This window comes from Salegentibacter salegens (genome assembly GCF_900142975.1).
GTDB classification, from domain to species: Bacteria; Bacteroidota; Bacteroidia; order Flavobacteriales; family Flavobacteriaceae; genus Salegentibacter; species Salegentibacter salegens.
Map to the genome: position 1 here is coordinate 1,339,791 of NZ_LT670848.1, position 15,736 is coordinate 1,355,526.

General features: G+C 37.2%; 16 protein-coding genes. 13 read left to right on the forward strand and 3 right to left on the reverse strand.

The annotated features are described in order from the left end of the window. The first annotated feature begins 181 nt into the window (after positions 1–181). Positions 182–859, forward strand: coding sequence for a TIGR02117 family protein (locus B5488_RS06035; RefSeq protein ID WP_079734440.1), 678 nt, complete (start codon positions 182–184; stop codon positions 857–859). Positions 860–900: 41 nt separating this feature from the next. Here B5488_RS06035 and rimO read toward each other — a convergent pair whose 3' ends face one another. Then, on the reverse strand, positions 901–2,250 hold the full coding sequence (rimO, locus tag B5488_RS06040; protein WP_079734441.1) for a 30S ribosomal protein S12 methylthiotransferase RimO: 1,350 nt from the start codon (positions 2,248–2,250) through the stop codon (positions 901–903). A 280-nt stretch (positions 2,251–2,530) separates the two neighbouring features. Between rimO and B5488_RS06045 the strand changes: the two genes are divergently transcribed. From B5488_RS06045 to B5488_RS06100, 12 genes are all read left to right on the forward strand, one after another. Then, a complete protein-coding gene (locus tag B5488_RS06045) occupies positions 2,531–3,664 on the forward strand; it encodes a DmpA family aminopeptidase (protein WP_079734442.1) in 1,134 nt (377 codons plus the stop codon). A gap of 66 nt (positions 3,665–3,730) precedes the next feature. Next, positions 3,731–4,726 carry an IS1595 family transposase gene (locus B5488_RS06050; protein ID WP_079733415.1) on the forward strand — a complete coding sequence of 332 codons (996 nt, stop codon included), beginning with the start codon at positions 3,731–3,733 and terminating at the stop codon, positions 4,724–4,726. 250 nt (positions 4,727–4,976) lie between these two features. Then, positions 4,977–6,131: a porin gene (locus B5488_RS06055; RefSeq protein WP_079734443.1), complete on the forward strand. Its 1,155-nt coding sequence runs from the start codon at positions 4,977–4,979 to the stop codon at positions 6,129–6,131. Between the two features lie 40 nt (positions 6,132–6,171). Further along, positions 6,172–6,660 carry a VOC family protein gene (locus tag B5488_RS06060; protein WP_079734444.1) on the forward strand — a complete coding sequence of 163 codons (489 nt, stop codon included), beginning with the start codon at positions 6,172–6,174 and terminating at the stop codon, positions 6,658–6,660. A 151-nt stretch (positions 6,661–6,811) separates the two neighbouring features. Next, positions 6,812–7,306, forward strand: a complete 495-nt coding sequence (locus B5488_RS06065) for a hypothetical protein (protein WP_079734445.1) — start codon at positions 6,812–6,814, stop codon at positions 7,304–7,306. A gap of 4 nt (positions 7,307–7,310) precedes the next feature. Further along, the gene (locus B5488_RS06070; RefSeq protein ID WP_079734446.1) at positions 7,311–8,108 is read left to right on the forward strand and encodes a tetratricopeptide repeat protein; all 798 of its coding nucleotides are present in this window, start codon (positions 7,311–7,313) and stop codon (positions 8,106–8,108) included. 85 nt (positions 8,109–8,193) lie between these two features. Further along, positions 8,194–9,648, forward strand: a complete 1,455-nt coding sequence (locus tag B5488_RS06075) for an MltF family protein (RefSeq protein WP_079734447.1) — start codon at positions 8,194–8,196, stop codon at positions 9,646–9,648. Between the two features lie 31 nt (positions 9,649–9,679). Beyond that, on the forward strand, positions 9,680–9,898 hold the full coding sequence (locus tag B5488_RS06080; protein ID WP_079734448.1) for a hypothetical protein: 219 nt from the start codon (positions 9,680–9,682) through the stop codon (positions 9,896–9,898). Positions 9,899–9,923: 25 nt separating this feature from the next. Then, complete coding sequence (locus B5488_RS06085; RefSeq protein ID WP_079734449.1) at positions 9,924–10,766, forward strand: aldo/keto reductase; 843 nt, start codon at positions 9,924–9,926, stop codon at positions 10,764–10,766. A gap of 40 nt (positions 10,767–10,806) precedes the next feature. Then, entirely contained in the window at positions 10,807–11,652 is an 846-nt protein-coding gene (locus B5488_RS06090; RefSeq protein ID WP_079734450.1) for a hypothetical protein, read from the forward strand. Positions 11,653–11,876: 224 nt separating this feature from the next. Beyond that, entirely contained in the window at positions 11,877–12,788 is a 912-nt protein-coding gene (locus B5488_RS06095; protein ID WP_231919809.1) for a hypothetical protein, read from the forward strand. Positions 12,789–12,798: 10 nt separating this feature from the next. Then, positions 12,799–13,287, forward strand: a complete 489-nt coding sequence (locus B5488_RS06100) for an SLATT domain-containing protein (protein WP_106197177.1) — start codon at positions 12,799–12,801, stop codon at positions 13,285–13,287. 281 nt (positions 13,288–13,568) lie between these two features. On the opposite strand, the gene B5488_RS06105 is transcribed toward B5488_RS06100, so the two are convergent. Continuing rightward, positions 13,569–14,708 (reverse strand): IS91 family transposase, encoded by a 1,140-nt coding sequence (locus B5488_RS06105; protein ID WP_079734452.1) that lies wholly within the window; start codon positions 14,706–14,708, stop codon positions 13,569–13,571. Next, positions 14,708–15,535 (reverse strand): tyrosine-type recombinase/integrase, encoded by an 828-nt coding sequence (locus B5488_RS06110; protein ID WP_231919753.1) that lies wholly within the window; start codon positions 15,533–15,535, stop codon positions 14,708–14,710. Before B5488_RS06110 ends, B5488_RS06105 begins: the two co-directional genes overlap by 1 nt. Between the last annotated feature and the right edge of the window lie 201 nt (positions 15,536–15,736).

Genomic DNA, 15,736 nt, shown 5'->3' on the forward strand with positions numbered 1-15,736 from the left:
TTTACGGACAATCATAAACTATAAACACCACCCCTTTCTTCTCCTTCGCAGAATTCATTTCCCTCCTCGCGGAGGAGGGAAACTTTAAAAAGCGTCCTGCAAGGTTTTCAAAACCTTGTAGGTATAGGAACTCTAATAATCAATAAGTTAAAATTTCAGCTAAAATCAATACCTTAATAGCATGAAACAAGGTTTACGCTATCTCATAAAATTCCTTTTAATCCTGATTGTGCCCCCGGTCATTTACCTGCTTTTTGCTTTAATTGGATCTATAATTCCTGTGAATTCTAATTCCGAATCTAAAAGTGCCGAAATGGAAATCTATCTTTATAAACAGGATATGCATACCGATATTTTGCTCCCGGTAAATACTAAAATCATTAGTTGGGATAGTATTTTTAAACCTGAGCATACTTTGGCGCAACCAAAAAATTCGGAATTTATCGGTTTTGGATGGGGCGATCTTAATTTTTATAGAAACACACCGCAATGGGAAGATTTAAAACTAAGTGTTGCTTTTAAAGCACTATTTTTAAAATCGCAAAGCGCACTGCATACTCGCTTTTACCAAAAAGTAACATTCTCTGATAACCTGGTTAAAATTTCGGTTTCAGAAGATCAATATATAAAACTGACAGAATATATTTTAGAAACGGTAAATATTAAAAAATCAGGAAAAATTCAGCCGGTACAAGATTTACATTATTACCGAAGCGATGCATTTTATTTATCCAAAACTTCTTTCAGCCTTTTTAAAACCTGTAATACCTGGACAAATTCCGCATTAAAAAACGCCGGACTTCAGGCTTGTTTATGGACACCTTTTCCGCAGGGAATTTTCTACCAATACAGCGATTAAACTACGCCAGTATACATTTTACAAACTACAGTATACAACTTTTACACAGTTTTAACCTTCAACTCTTTCCTAACCGGTTTCGGTGCGGCGTGTATTGGCTCAGCATAAAGATCAAAATCGGCGGCGTCGGTAACTTTCACTTCGTAGAATTCCCCGGTTTTTAAGTAAATAGAACTTGCATCGATTAAAACTTCGTTATCTACATCGGGAGAATCAAACTCGGTTCTTCCAACAAAATAATTCCCTTCTTTTCTATCGATCACTACTTTAAAAACCTGCCCGATTTTTTCCTGGTTCAATTCCCAGGAAATCTGGCTCTGAATTTCCATAATCTGGTTAGCACGATCTTGTTTCACGTCTTGCGGTACATCGTCTTCCAAATTGTAGGCGTGGGTATTTTCTTCGTGAGAATAGGTAAAACAACCTAAACGCTCAAAACGCATCTCCTCTACCCAGGTTTTCATTTCTTCAAACTGTTCTTCGGTTTCCCCGGGATAACCTACAATAAGTGTAGTTCTGATAGCCATTTCAGGAACATATTTCCTGAAATCCCTAAGCAATTTTGTAGTTTTCTCGCTGGTAGTTCCGCGACGCATAGATTTCAACAATTCAGTATTGATATGCTGTAACGGAATATCTATATAATTACAAACCTTTGGTTCACGCTTCATCACATCCAACACATCCATGGGGAAACCGGTTGGGAATGCATAATGCAAACGAATCCACTCAATACCTTCTACCTTAGCCAGGTTTTCCAGCAATTCGGCAAGATTTCTTTTTTTATAAAGGTCGAGTCCATAGTAAGTAAGATCCTGCGCGATAAGTATCAATTCCTTTACGCCGTTGGCCGCAAGGTTTTTTGCTTCTTTTACCAGATCTTCAATTGGAGTCGACTTATGCCCGCCACGCATCAGTGGAATAGCGCAAAAAGAACAGGGCCTGTCGCAACCTTCGGCTATTTTAAGGTAAGCGTAATTTTTTGGTGTAGTTGTTAGACGCTCACCAAGCAATTCGTGTTTATAATCGGCTTCCAGCGCTTTTAACAAGCCGGGAAGCTCTGTAGTACCAAAATACTGGTCTACATCGGGAATTTCCTTTTGAAGATCGGGCTTGTAACGCTCGCTTAAACATCCGGTAACAAAAACTTTATCTACTTCACCCTGCTGTTTTTGTTCTACAAATTCTAAAATGGTATTCACCGATTCTTCCTTGGCGTTGTCTATAAATCCGCAGGTATTAATCACCACAATATTCCCGTCCTGCTCGTGCACCACGTCTTTATTGTTACCTTTCAGCTGCCCCATCAACACCTCACTATCATACACGTTCTTGCTGCAACCAAGGGTTACTACATTAATACGGTTCTTTTTTATCGACTTCGTCCTCATATAATTCTAATTTTCAAAGCTGCGTCTACATGTCTTCGGTTCGTCAAGCTGAACTTGGTTCAGCTTCTAATATAATTTGATTATGAACAAATTAGATCCTGAAACAAGTTCAGGATGACGTCTAAAAAATAATTATACAGCTTCTTAAAAGCGGGTGCAAAGATACAATCTATAATTTGAACTACAGCGTGTTAAAGCTTAATGCTTAAAATTCTCACCCAGCTTTTTTAAGTATTTTGTATCTTCCCGAAACTAAAGCCTTAGCACCAATATTTTATCAATGAAAAATTACATCCTCCTCACTTCCCTCCTATTTTTTATGTTGAATTTGCTAAATGCACAGCAACGTGTGGAAGAAATTCCGCTGAAAATTGGCGTGATGGAAAGAGGAGCGCTAAACGCGATTACCGATGTGAGGGGCGTAAAAGTTGGTCATACCACTTTGGTGAAAGGCGATTCGGTCCGGACGGGTGTAACGGCTATTCTTCCGCACGGCGGAAATATTTTTCAGCAGAAAGTACCCGCAGCGGTTTTTGTGGGTAATGGCTTCGGAAAACTTGCCGGCAGCACCCAAATTAACGAACTCGGCAATCTTGAAACTCCAATAATTCTTACCAATACTTTAAATGTTCCAACTGCCATGGACGCAGTAATAAAATATACGCTGAACCTGTCCGGAAATGAGGATGTGCGCTCGGTAAACGCGGTAGTGGGCGAAACCAACGATGGGTATTTAAACGATATTCGCGGGCAACACGTAAAAAACGAAGATGTAATTTCTGTGATTCAAAATGCGAAAAACGGTAAAGTGCCAGAAGGAAATGTTGGGGCCGGAACCGGTACAATTGCATTTGGTTATAAAGGTGGAATTGGAACTTCTTCCCGAGAACTTCCCAAAAGCCTGGGCGGTTATACTTTAGGCGTTTTGGTGCAAAGTAATTTTGGTGGGGTTTTGCAAATTGGCGGCGTCCCGGTTGGTCAAAAGCTCGGGAATTATAGTTTCAGCAATAATCTGCTGAATAATGTAGACGGTTCCTGTATGATGATAATAGCTACCGATGCTCCATTGAACAATCGAAACCTTGAGCGCCTGGCAAAACGTGCCTTCCTGGGGCTCGCAAAAACAGGAGGAATTGCTTCAAACGGCAGCGGCGATTATGTGATCGCTTTTTCTACTGCGGAAGCTGTGAGAGTTCAGTATAAAATAGAAACAGAGACTTTGAAACAGGAAATTGTACCAAACGATTTAATGTCGCCGCTATTTATGGCCACCATTGAAGCCACCGAAGAAGCCATCTTAAATTCTATTTTTATGGCTGAAACCACCACTGGTTTTAAAGGCAGAACTATAAAAGCTTTGCCTAAAGAGGAAGTGTTGAAGTTGTTAAAAGAGGCCGGGGTTTTAGAGAATTAGAGGTTAAATTCTTTTAGCTTTGTTCTAAGATGAATATGTCTTATATTTGTGTAAAACTATATAGATATGATACCTTCAGATTTCAGGGATTTTTTCGTTAATAGTCCAGCGACTGTTCAACAAGAGATAGTGGCTTCGTTGCTATCATTGTCTTTGCAAGAAAGTGAAGTAAAGGACAGCAACGAGGCAAAAGCAGTTACCTGTCCTCATTGCTCAGAAAAGCGTGTTCGTGCCAATGGCAAGCTCAAAGGCGTTCAACGCTATGTTTGCAATGGCTGTAAGAAGAATTTCAGTGAGACCACAGGTAAGTTTTGGTATAATATAAAAAAGAAAGAGAAGTTAAATCGGTATTTATACTGTTTGTTGTCGGGCTACAGTATCAGGAAAAGTGCAGAAGAGACGGAGATATCAATTCAAACGTCCTTTGATTGGAGACATAAATTGCTCACGTCATTTTCCAGTGTTTCGGTAGAAGAGTTTCAGGGCATAGTCGAAAGCGATGACCTGTTCTTTGCCTACTCAGAAAAAGGAGGACGTCATTTAGGTAGAAAACCGAAAATGCGAGGAGAAAAAGCAAGCAAAGCAGGCATAAGTGATGAAAAAGTAGCTGTAGTGGCAACTTGTGATAGATCTGGAAACAAAGACTTTAAAGTGGCCACAAGAGGTCGTATCAGTAAAGAGGATCTGAATAGAATACTTAAAGGGAAACTTGATAAAGCTGACGTACTCTGCAGCGACAGCCATAGAAGTTATGGTGCTTTTGCAAAAGCCAACACAATTGCCCATAAAAAGTTCAACACCTCAAAGGGACAGCGAACCGTAGATAAGGTGTACCATGTCCAGAATGTAAACAATATGGATATGAGATTGAGAAAGTTCATGGATTCTTTCAATGGGGTAGCTACAAAATACTTACAGAATTACTTGAATTGGTTCTTGGTACTTGAAAAAATCAAGAACTCAACCAGTAAAATGGCAACAGTTACAGCCATTGCCTTTGCTTCAAATAGCGCATGGTACGAGTACAAACAACAACTATTCAATATGCTAATTAGAACTTAGCCATTCTTTTTTATTCTGAAGAAATATAAAATTGAGAAAAAAAAATTAAGGGTCACATTTACCTTATAATATCTTGATCATTTACTGGAATTTACTGTTTTTCGGGGTAGGATGTAGCTTCTAAATTTTTTCAATAAAATTTCAGTAAATTTATAAGGATACTAAAAATCCTTGTTGAACTAAACGAACTTATTGGTGACCTGCTACCAACAATTCGACAAAAATTTAAATTGTAAATTCCTGTCACTCTATGATAAAGTCATTTTTAATAAGTTTGTTTTTACTAGTCCCGTTAATGGGATTCTCACAACTAAACGACAGCCTGCCTGAGCCTATTATTCCTAAAGAAAAGATAGAACTCTTAAAAAATATCAATTTCACCTTCGATATGCGTATGGGTTTCCAGGCATATACCTTTAGAGGTGGAGACAACTATTACAATGGTATTCAGTTTTTAAATGGCTTTACAGCGCTGGGAATTTCGGGGAAATTACACGAAAAGGTGCATTTCACTTTTAGAAACCGCTTTAATAAAAATAGCGATGTCCAAACTCTAGATCGATTAGGTAGTAATATCGAGCTGGCGTTTATCGACATTAAAGCCAGCCCGTCCCTTGAAATCAGGCTTGGAAAAATGAATCCTTTTTATGGCGGTTATGAATACGAGTTCAGTCCGTTGTATGTTTTGGAATATAATGATGTTTACAACAATGTTCTCGCATTTGTTACCGGGGCCGGAATTACCTACCAGGCATTAGAAAATCACAAATTCGGCTTACAAGTTTTAAACTCACGCACCATGCATTACGACGATCTTTATGGGGATATAGTTGCTGAAAACATCCAGGAACCAGATTGGCCGGTAGCCTTTGTTGGAAACTGGCGTGGAAGCTTTTTTGACGGAAAACTGCAAACCATCTATAGTTTAAGTCATTCTTATGAAGTAAAAAAAAGAGGAACCACTTTTTTCACCTTAGGCCACAAATACCAAAACCGAAATCTTACCCTTATGTATGATTTTCACTACAGTTATGAAGAGGTAGATACTAAAGGTATTCTTACCAGCATTATCAGTGACGAATCGATAGCGGAAGATGTATTATATGTGGAAAACTGGTTAAGGGCAGAATACCGTTTCAATCCAAAATTCACGGGTTTATTAACCCTAATGACTAGCAGTGCCTACGATAACGTAAAAACCAGCAATGACCATATGCGAAGAAGCTATGGAATGATCCCTACTGTATATTACAGTCCGTTTAAAAATATTGATCTGCGGTTTTTCTTAGCTTATATTGGCCGGTATTTTGATTATTCAGATTTTGCTAGAGACAATTTTGATGTTTCCAGTTATAATAAAAATGAAGTAAGAATCGGCTTTATTGCTCCTCTATTACTATTGTAAGTTCGCAGCATCATTCAGTAATTAATCAAACAGACAAAAAATGAATACCTACAAAATACCTGCTCAAACCCGTATTGGGCACGTGCATCTTAAAGTAGCAGATCTTGAGCGTTCGCTAAAATTTTACCGTGATCTCCTGGGTTTTGAAGTCACTATGCATTATGGGGATCAGGCTGCATTTATTTCTGCCGGCGGCTACCATCATCATATTGGTTTAAATACCTGGCACAGCAAGGGCGCACCACCTGCTTCCCAAAATACCGTAGGTTTATATCATACCGCAATTCTTTATCCTACCAGGAAAGACCTCGCACTTATCTTCAACCGATTGCGAGAAGCAGATTATCCGCTTACCGGGGCAAGTGACCACGGTGTCTCAGAAGCATTATATCTCAATGATCCTGATGGTAACGGCGTGGAGCTTTATTGGGACCGCCCTAGAGATCAATGGCCAACTAAAGAAGATGGTTCCATAGAAATGTTTACGCACGTGTTAAACCTTCAGGACTTACTTAAAGAGATTAAATAAGAATTTATTGATAAAAAATCTGATAAATTCTTAAAAATTAATAGTTTTATAGCTATTCTTTATTTAAAGCCTTGGGGATGAGTTATTTTTTTGAAAAAATAATATCTCCTTATGGATTCTAATGAATAAGCAAACCACTTAAAGCTAAATATTGAAAAGCAAAACAAACATTTTCTTATTAACCAGTTTTCTATTTGCCGCTGCATTAACCGGATGGTTTTATTATCAAACAGCGAATAGAATTGGAGACTTAAGTGAAAATAATAAAACCGATCGTGATTTTGAGGTTTGTGATAAAGACTGGATAGGTCAGAATTATGGAATGACTGCAGGTTATGAAGGAGGTAAAAAAGCAATAAAACAGGATATTCTAAATGATTTAGAAGCCATGAGTTTTGAAAAATCGGGTTTAATCACATTTCGCTTCATTGTAAACTGTAAAGGAAAAACAGGCAGATTTCAGGCTAAATCAACTGATTTAGACCTACAGGAAATGGAAGTTAATCAGGCAAAAATAAAAGAGCTAGAGAAGGCATTGCTTCAATTAGAAAACTGGATTCCGGCAAAAAACGAATTTAATTCTTATGACAGTTACTATGTCTTAAATTTTAAAATTAGAAACAACAATATTGTAGATATATTCTAGCCTGATGAAAAGATTTTTCAAAATATTTAAAATAGTTTTAGGAGTTATATTAACAGCCTATACGGTAGTAATCATCTCTTTTTTACTCTTCTCACCCTTTGAAGACCGGTACAATCTTGCGGCACATATGCAGGGCGTATTCTTTTCCCAATCGGTTTTCGAAATATTAAAGTTTCAGCAGCCCGAAAATGATGAATTATATTTTGAGCAATCGGTACCTTTTAATAAAAGGGGATATTACGCGAGGGGATTTTCTCTTTTAGACAAAGCTGTAGCATTGAATCCCAAGGTACATTTGGGGTATAGAGGATATATGAAACTTAGGTTTTTAAGAAATTATAAGGCGGCTTTAGAAGATTTTGACAGGCTGGACGCTTTAACTCCAAATTTTGTAGACGCACCCTGGGGAGAGGATATAGATTTCCTGAGAGGAGAAGCCTATTTTGGACTGGAAGATTATGAAAATTCGATAATTCATTTCAAAAAAAGTATTGAAAATCAAGGTGAAGACTGGGTAGACAATCAAACTTATGTGTTTCTTGGACTTTGTGAGTATAGACTGGGCAACCTCGAAGAAGCCATTAATTATCATCAAAAAGCGCTTAGCCAATCGGAGTATACGGTAGAAGCTCACATAGAACTCGCAAAAATATATGCGGAACAAAACAAAACGGAAGCCGCAAAGACTCATTTAGAACAAGCCGATAAATATTTCAGTTATAAAAGAGATAATCCTTATAATGAATATTTAAATGAAGTTTATAAAAGTGATTTGGTGCTTTTAGAGCATTCAGAAGCATAGAAGAAACCCCTAAAACAAGTGTCAAAAATTTAATTAATTAACATTTTTTTGCGTCGCTCCTTTATTTATTTGTATTTTGAAGGCTATGATTTTAAAAAAGTATGCTTTTTTCATTGTTGTTTTAATAATTTTTTCAAGTTGTTCCAAAGGAGATAGAGACTCTAGTGATGGAGCGTTTGGAGACAAGAAGGACACCAAACCCTATAAAATTTCCAAAGATTTAGAAGCCATAAAAGAAGATGGCGTTTTACACGCGATAACCATCTATAATTCCACAAGCTATTTTTTGTATAGAGGAATGCCTATGGGCTTTGAGTATGAATTGTTGTCCCGCCTGGCCAAAAACTTAGGTTTAAAGCTGAAAATTACAATTGCTGAAGATATAGACGATCTATTCGATATGCTGAACAATGGCAAAGGTGATTTAATTGCCTATGGCCTGACCATTACTGAACCCAGAAAAAACCTGGTAAGTTTTACAGAAAATCATTACGTAACGCACCAGGCGTTAGTGCAGCGAATGCCCGATAACTGGCGCTCGCTACCCGGCTATAAAATCGATAAACAACTAATTTCGAACACGCTAGAATTAATTAATGATACCGTATGGGTTAGAGAAAATTCATCTTATGCTGAAAGGCTTAAAAACTTACAAAATGAGATTGGTGGCGAAATACCGATAGAGCATATTGAAGGAAATATTACTACAGATAAAATAATTAGAATGGTAGTGGATGGTGAAATTGAAAGAACAGTTGCAGATTACAACATTGCATCTATCAATAAAACCTACTACCCTATCCTAAATATCGATACCAGAGTTTCTTTTTCTCAACGCATAGCCTGGGCGGTTAGGCAGAATTCTCCCGACTTACTTAAGGCGATAAATAAATGGATAAACAAAGAGAAACAGTCCGACGATTATTATGTAATTTATAATAAGTATTTTAAAAATACCCGATCTAATAGGAGTAGAATTAAAAGTGATTTTTACAGCAAAAACAGTAATAAGATTAGTAAATACGACGATATTATAAAAGAAAATGCTTCTGAAATAGGATGGGATTGGCGTTTCCTTTCTTCTCAAGTGTACCAGGAATCCAGGTTTGACCCTAAAGCGGAATCGTGGGCAGGTGCAACCGGCTTAATACAACTGATGCCGGCTACGGCAAAAGAAGTTGGCGTTAGCAACAATTATAATCCCGAACAAAATATAAAAGGAGGCGTAAAGTATTTAGACAGGATGCGTGACAATTTTGAAACTGTAGAAGATTCAATCCAAAAAGTAAAATTCACTCTCGCTGCTTTTAACTGTGGCGCCGGCCACGTTTTTGATGCTATGCGCCTGGCAGAAAAAAATGGAAAAAACCCCAATATATGGGACGAAAATGTAGAGGAATATATATTGAAATTAAAAGATAAGGAATACTACCTTGATGATGTGGTTAGACACGGTTTTGTAAGAGGAACAGAACCATATAACTATGTAAGGGATATATTTTTACGCTATGATCACTATAAACAATTTATTGAAGAATAAAACCCGCTTTTAAAGTCTAAAAAACCAGCCAATGGAAAAAATTTGGATAATTGCAATATCACTTTTTTTAATAATCACTTTCCTTTTTTGGAAGCTTACCAGGGGGCATTTCAAAAAAGAATATGGTAAAAAGATGTGGAAAAAATGGGGAACCAGAACCTTTTATTGGCAAGGCGCAATATTTGTTGGTGTGGGAGGTACTTTCCTAATCATGTTTCTTTTAAAATGGACAAATGTTGTTAGCTTTTAGAAGTTAAAAAAAGAGCAAAAATATTATGAGAAAAATAAGCTTAAACGATGGAAATAAAATACCAATAGTAGGATTGGGAACCTACAAAGCTACAGAGCAGGAAGGAATTGAATCGGTGGCAGCGGCTATTTCCAAAGGCTATTCCCTAATAGATACGGCGGCAATATATGGAAATGAAGAAGCTGTAGGAAAAGGAATAAAAGCCAGCGAAGTTTTAAGGGAAGACATTTTTGTAACTACTAAATTATGGCGGGAGAACTTAGGTTATGAATCAACTAAAAAAGAATTTGAAAAATCTTTAAAGAGACCTGACGTAGACTACATCGATCTATATTTAATACACTGGCCTGCCAATGCTAAAAATTACGACAACTGGCAAAAAACCAATGCTGATACCTGGCGCGCAATGGAAGAATTACAAGCTGAAGGCAAAATAAAATCTATAGGGGTAAGTAATTTTTTTCAGGAACATTTAGAAGCTTTATTTCAAACAGCCAATGTTATTCCGGCAATTAATCAAATAGAATTTCATCCAGGCTATTGGCAAGAGGAATTAACAGCCTACTGTAAAAAACAAAATATAGTCGTTGAGTCCTGGTCTCCTTTGGCAAGAGGAAAAGTATTTGAAAATAAAGTCCTGGAGACAATCGCCAAAAAACACAACAAATCTGTTTCCCAGGTTTGTTTGCGATGGATTATTCAGCACGATGTAATTGTGATCCCAAAATCTACATCGCCCGAAAGAATTCAAGAAAATATAGATCTTTTCGATTTTGAACTCTCCGCAGCAGAAATGGAAAAAATTAATAAACTTCCCCAAATGGGCTTTAGTGGAGAATTGCCTAACATCTGGCCAGACAAAGTTTAAGAAAAAGGCTTGCTTAAATCTAACGCATAAATTATAAGCGATGAAATCAAAAACACTACTTTTTAGCGCATTGGCCATTCTAGTGATGTCTTTTACCAGTAAAACTGCAGATAAGACAGACACACAAGCCGGGGACTTCAATATCGAAGAAGACCTGTTATTAGTGCAATATGATTCTAAAACAGATGTAGATGATCTTCATACTATTGCCGGCTTTGCCACGCTATTATCTGATGCTGATTTTTCAGAAATAAAGTATCACGCAGTAGCCGGTGCATATGGTATTCAGGAAGGTTTATATGTTCCGCCAAATGATTTGTTCCAGCTTGCCTTTGGAAACAATTGGACAGACGCCCATAATAATAGCAAAGCTGCAGTTGAAAAAGTTACGGAGATCGCTAAAACTACGCTTAATGCTGAAGGAGATATATGGATTGCAGAGGCAGGCCAATCAGATTTTTCTGCAAAGCTGATAAAAGCTATTCAAAAAGAATTTCCTGAAATAAATACAAAACAGCGTATCCATCTGGTACAGCATAGCAACTGGAATGAAGAATCTACTTCGCCTGAAAGTCTTAAATTCGTTAAGGATCATACTAACTATCACAAAATACCTGATGGTAATGAAGTTGGGAATGGAACCCCGGGATTTCGAGACCCAGATTATACCCAATGGAAAGCTAAAATTAAGAATCCGAAATTGATTGAAATATGGCAATTGGCCACAGATCTTGCAAATAAATACAATGGAAAAGACGGCCGTTACAATAACGAGGCAATTTCAGCAGGAGGAATGGACTTCTCCGACCTGGCCGAAGTATGTTGGATTTTAGGGCTTGAAAATATCGAAGACACCGCACATTTTTTTAATCTTTATGCAAATTAATGATTTATCGAAATTAGAGGTGGAAAATTTTACATCCCGGCCCAATTTGGGTTACAAACTTGTTATTAAAATGGCTGGATTTTACGTTTTTCCGCAGTTTTAAGGGTCTGGATTGGGTTATATTTGGGAAAACTAAGGATATCCCTGCAGTAACTTCGTTAAGAAAATAGTTTATACGGGATATAACAAGTTAGCTGTTATTTTTAATCAAAATTTGAACTTTAATGGAAAAGAAAAAAATTGATTTTGCTGAATTTCTAAATTCAATTAATAAATGTTACAGCAAAAATTGTCAAGATAAACTACCAAAACCAAAAGATTTTCCATTCCAACTATTTGATCACGAACAAAACATATTAATTGAAGAATTAAATAGTTTCCGACAGAATTTAACGGATTCATATTTAAAATCTGTCTGTTATAGAATATCAGCAGTTATTTCAATTCAAAAAGCGAGGGAAAATGACAAAAAACTTGATATAATAGAGACTTGGAATTTAGTTTCTAAATCAATTGAAATAGTTCCAAAAGAATGTGTGATTTCTTCCATAGGATCACAAGGATTTTTATCTATTCCACTATATAAATATGAATTGGAAAAGAAAAATTTCGACTTTTTAAGATTACACATTTGGGATGAAAGTCTTAAAGCTTATATAGATGAGGAAAAATGTGAAAAATTCTCTATTCATACACATTCCTTTTTTGCAGAAAGTTGGCCGATTTGTGGTAAAATCGTGAACGACAGATATTCTGCTAAAATTACTGAATCTCCGAATGATCACTCTCTCTTTACAGTTCAGTATAACAAGACTTTGAACGAAGTTAATCAGCATACTTCAAATGCGGTAAATTCAGGTGAAGATGTGAATTTAAGACAAATAAGCCACGAGATTTATATGCCCGGTAGTCATTATCAAATAAATGCAGGAAATTTTCATAAATCAATTTCCAAAGGAGATAATGGTATAAGTGCAACATTCTTTAGTTTCACAGCGAAAAATGGATTGGTTGATCAATCATTTGTTATAGGAAAAAGCGAAATTCAATCTTCTGAGATAAATAGAAAAATGTACATAGATCCAACCCCATTAATGAATAAAATTACAAAGGAAATCACTTCATATGCAGGATAAAACTCGAAGAATGTTATTAGATTGGATGAGAAAAATTCATCAATTAGAATATGCACATTGTTATCAATCAATTTTCTGGAACAAGTTTGAAAATTGGATTGGAATATCAGCCTTCATAATTTCCACGATTGTAGCATTCTCATACAGATATCCACCTCTTAAGGAAGATTGGATTCAAGATTATTTATTTCCGTCAATTTTATTGATAGTTGCAATATTAACTGGACTTCAAACTTTTTTCAAACCGAGTGATAAAGCTGGTAATCATAAACGAATTGGATTTAGTTACGAAAAGCTTAGACATCAAATTGAGATTTTTTTAAATACAGATATGCCCGAGAAGGATTTACAAAGAAAAATTGAAATTGTAAAAAATGAATGGGACGAACTAAAGTCAGTTTACGTATTTAATCGATATTTTATAAAAGGAAAAAATAGAGTAAACGGTTTTGGAAAGTACCCAGAAGAATTAAGTTTTTTAGAAGATCTAAACAAGTAAAAAACAACAGCTAATAACTAAGTATTCGGCTCGCCGATAGGCAAGAGCTGAATATTTTGTTGACGAATCCGGTTGATTTGCCGTCTATGGGTAAAACGATGAATTGAGGGAAGGATAATTGGAGGTTAAGCTGTCTTTACGTGGCTAAAATGTATAGAACCTACTTATTTTATAACGTCATCTGGACTTTTTTAGTGGTTTCAATTTACAATAGTTGGTTTTTATCGTTTAATTTTAAAGTTAAGGCATAGCAGAGTCTGCCCGCCTTTGCAGATTAATTTTTAGTTGCTCCTATTTAATTTTTTATCTTTTAATAGAACTCTCCAATTTGCGGGAGGCCCACGTGCATCAAACAACAGAATGGTATGCAGTCTTCCTTTTTTACAGGTAGAACATCTGCGGTGCAAAAGTGGCTGGATGGTTCTGACAGGTTCCATCTTTACCGTAGCCAGTTCAGCTTGTAGTTTTGGCAACTTCTCCTTTTTCCAACTGCTACTCAAAATACCATAATGTCGTATTCGAGTAAATCCCTTGGGTAAAATATGCAGGGCAAACCGCCTGATAAACTCTTGGCCCGATAAGGTTAAGTTGACTTTCTTTCCTGCACGACGATAATCTTTTGCAGTAAAAGTCACCTTTCTGTTTTTGCGATCTACATCCGTAATCCGATGATTGCTAATGGCTATTTTATGGGTATATCTGCCCAGGTATTCAATGACATATTTTGGACTTCTAAAAGGTTGTTTGGCATATACCACCCACTTTTTACTGAATACCTTATCGTAAACTTTTTGAGGAATTTTCAACTCACTCTTTCTTAGCTCAGCTATATATTTTGCCCTAAACACTTGGCTCATGGATTTTACATTAAACAAGTATTTTCCATTGTTCTTTGCTTTTTTCCATGTTCCTGATTTGTTCAAACCACCTCCTGGTACAATGCAATGTAAGTGAGGATGCAAACTCATATTCTGGCCCCAAGTATGGAGCACCGCAATCATGCCCATTCTGCCACCCAAGTGTTTGGGGTTTTCCCCAAATTGCTGCAAGGTCTGCCAGGCGGCCCTGAACAAACTGCCGTACACTATTTTGCCGTGGCTCAAGGCATAGCTGTTAAATTCACTTGGAAGGGTAAACACCAAATGAAAATAGGGAACGTTCAAGAGTTCGTTTTCCCTTGCCCTAATCCATTCTTCACGTTTGTGCCCCTGGCATGTTGGACAATGCCTGTTCCTGCAACTGTTGTAACTGATGTGCAGCTCGTGGCAACAATCGCATTTATCAATGTGTCCGCCCATAGCTTCTGTTCGGCACCTCCTTATGGCCTGCAATGCACGGTAATGCCATGAGGTTAGGCTCAAGCTTTTGAGCTGTAGCTGTTCCATCTCTAAAATGTCAGCTACCTTATGTTGGGGCCGCATTAATCGTAGAGCTTGTCTAGAGGAGAAAACTTCGAACAACTAGGTAAATTGGCTACATGCAAATAAGTCAAAGTCATTTCGATGTGGGCATGGCCCAAAAGTTCCTTTAAACTGACAATGTCAACGCCATATTCCAACAAATGCGTAGCAAAGCTGTGCCGCAGCGTGTGGGCGGTTATTTTTTTAGAACTGCCTATCTTACTTCGGTTCTCTTTGATCACCCAACGCACTCCGTTGGTAGTCAGTCCCCGCGCTTCTCCATCTTTGGATACCTGGCTGTTAAAAAGATATACTTGGGGGTTTTCCGTTTTGATATACTTTTTTAGTCCTCTGGTCAAATGTTTACTCAAAGGGACGTAGCGGTCGATCTTACCTTTTTTCTTGGGAATAAAAACTGTTTTGCGATCAAAATCGATGTCAGCCAATTTTAGATTGCACAGTTCGTAGCTGCGAAGTCCACAGCCATATAGCATTCCTATGATCAAGCGGTGTTTAAGGTACTTCGGCGCTTTTAAAAGACGCCTGACTTCCTCCTTGCTCAAGACGGTTGGCAGTTTAAGGTCCCGTTTGATCTGGGGCAAGGCTACGCGTTTGGCCTCCATACCCATTACTTTGTAAGCAGCCCTGAGGCCAAAAATGGTGTGCTTAAAAAAACTTTCAGAAGGGGTTTTGTGAAGTTTTTGGCAATAATAAAGGTAAGCCTCAATGTTTTCCACCGAGAGCGTTTCTGGGCTTTCTTTATAGTGCAAAGTAAGATGTGCCAGACATCGGAGGTAATTGTTTAAGGTGCTTTTTGCTTTGCCGTTAATAGAAAAGCTCTGCTCCAATTTGTTTTGAAGTGTACTGAAACCCGCTACCTCCTCAAAAGCGCGTTCAGCAATGGTTTTACTTTTTTTTAAACATGAGATTAGATTTAAAATTTAGCTACAAATTAATAAATCTATTACTTTTACAAAATGAATATCTTATCTGGGCTGTTCAGGCGGGTAGGGCTTCCGACCGATAGGGAGGATTCGTTCAACATCGGT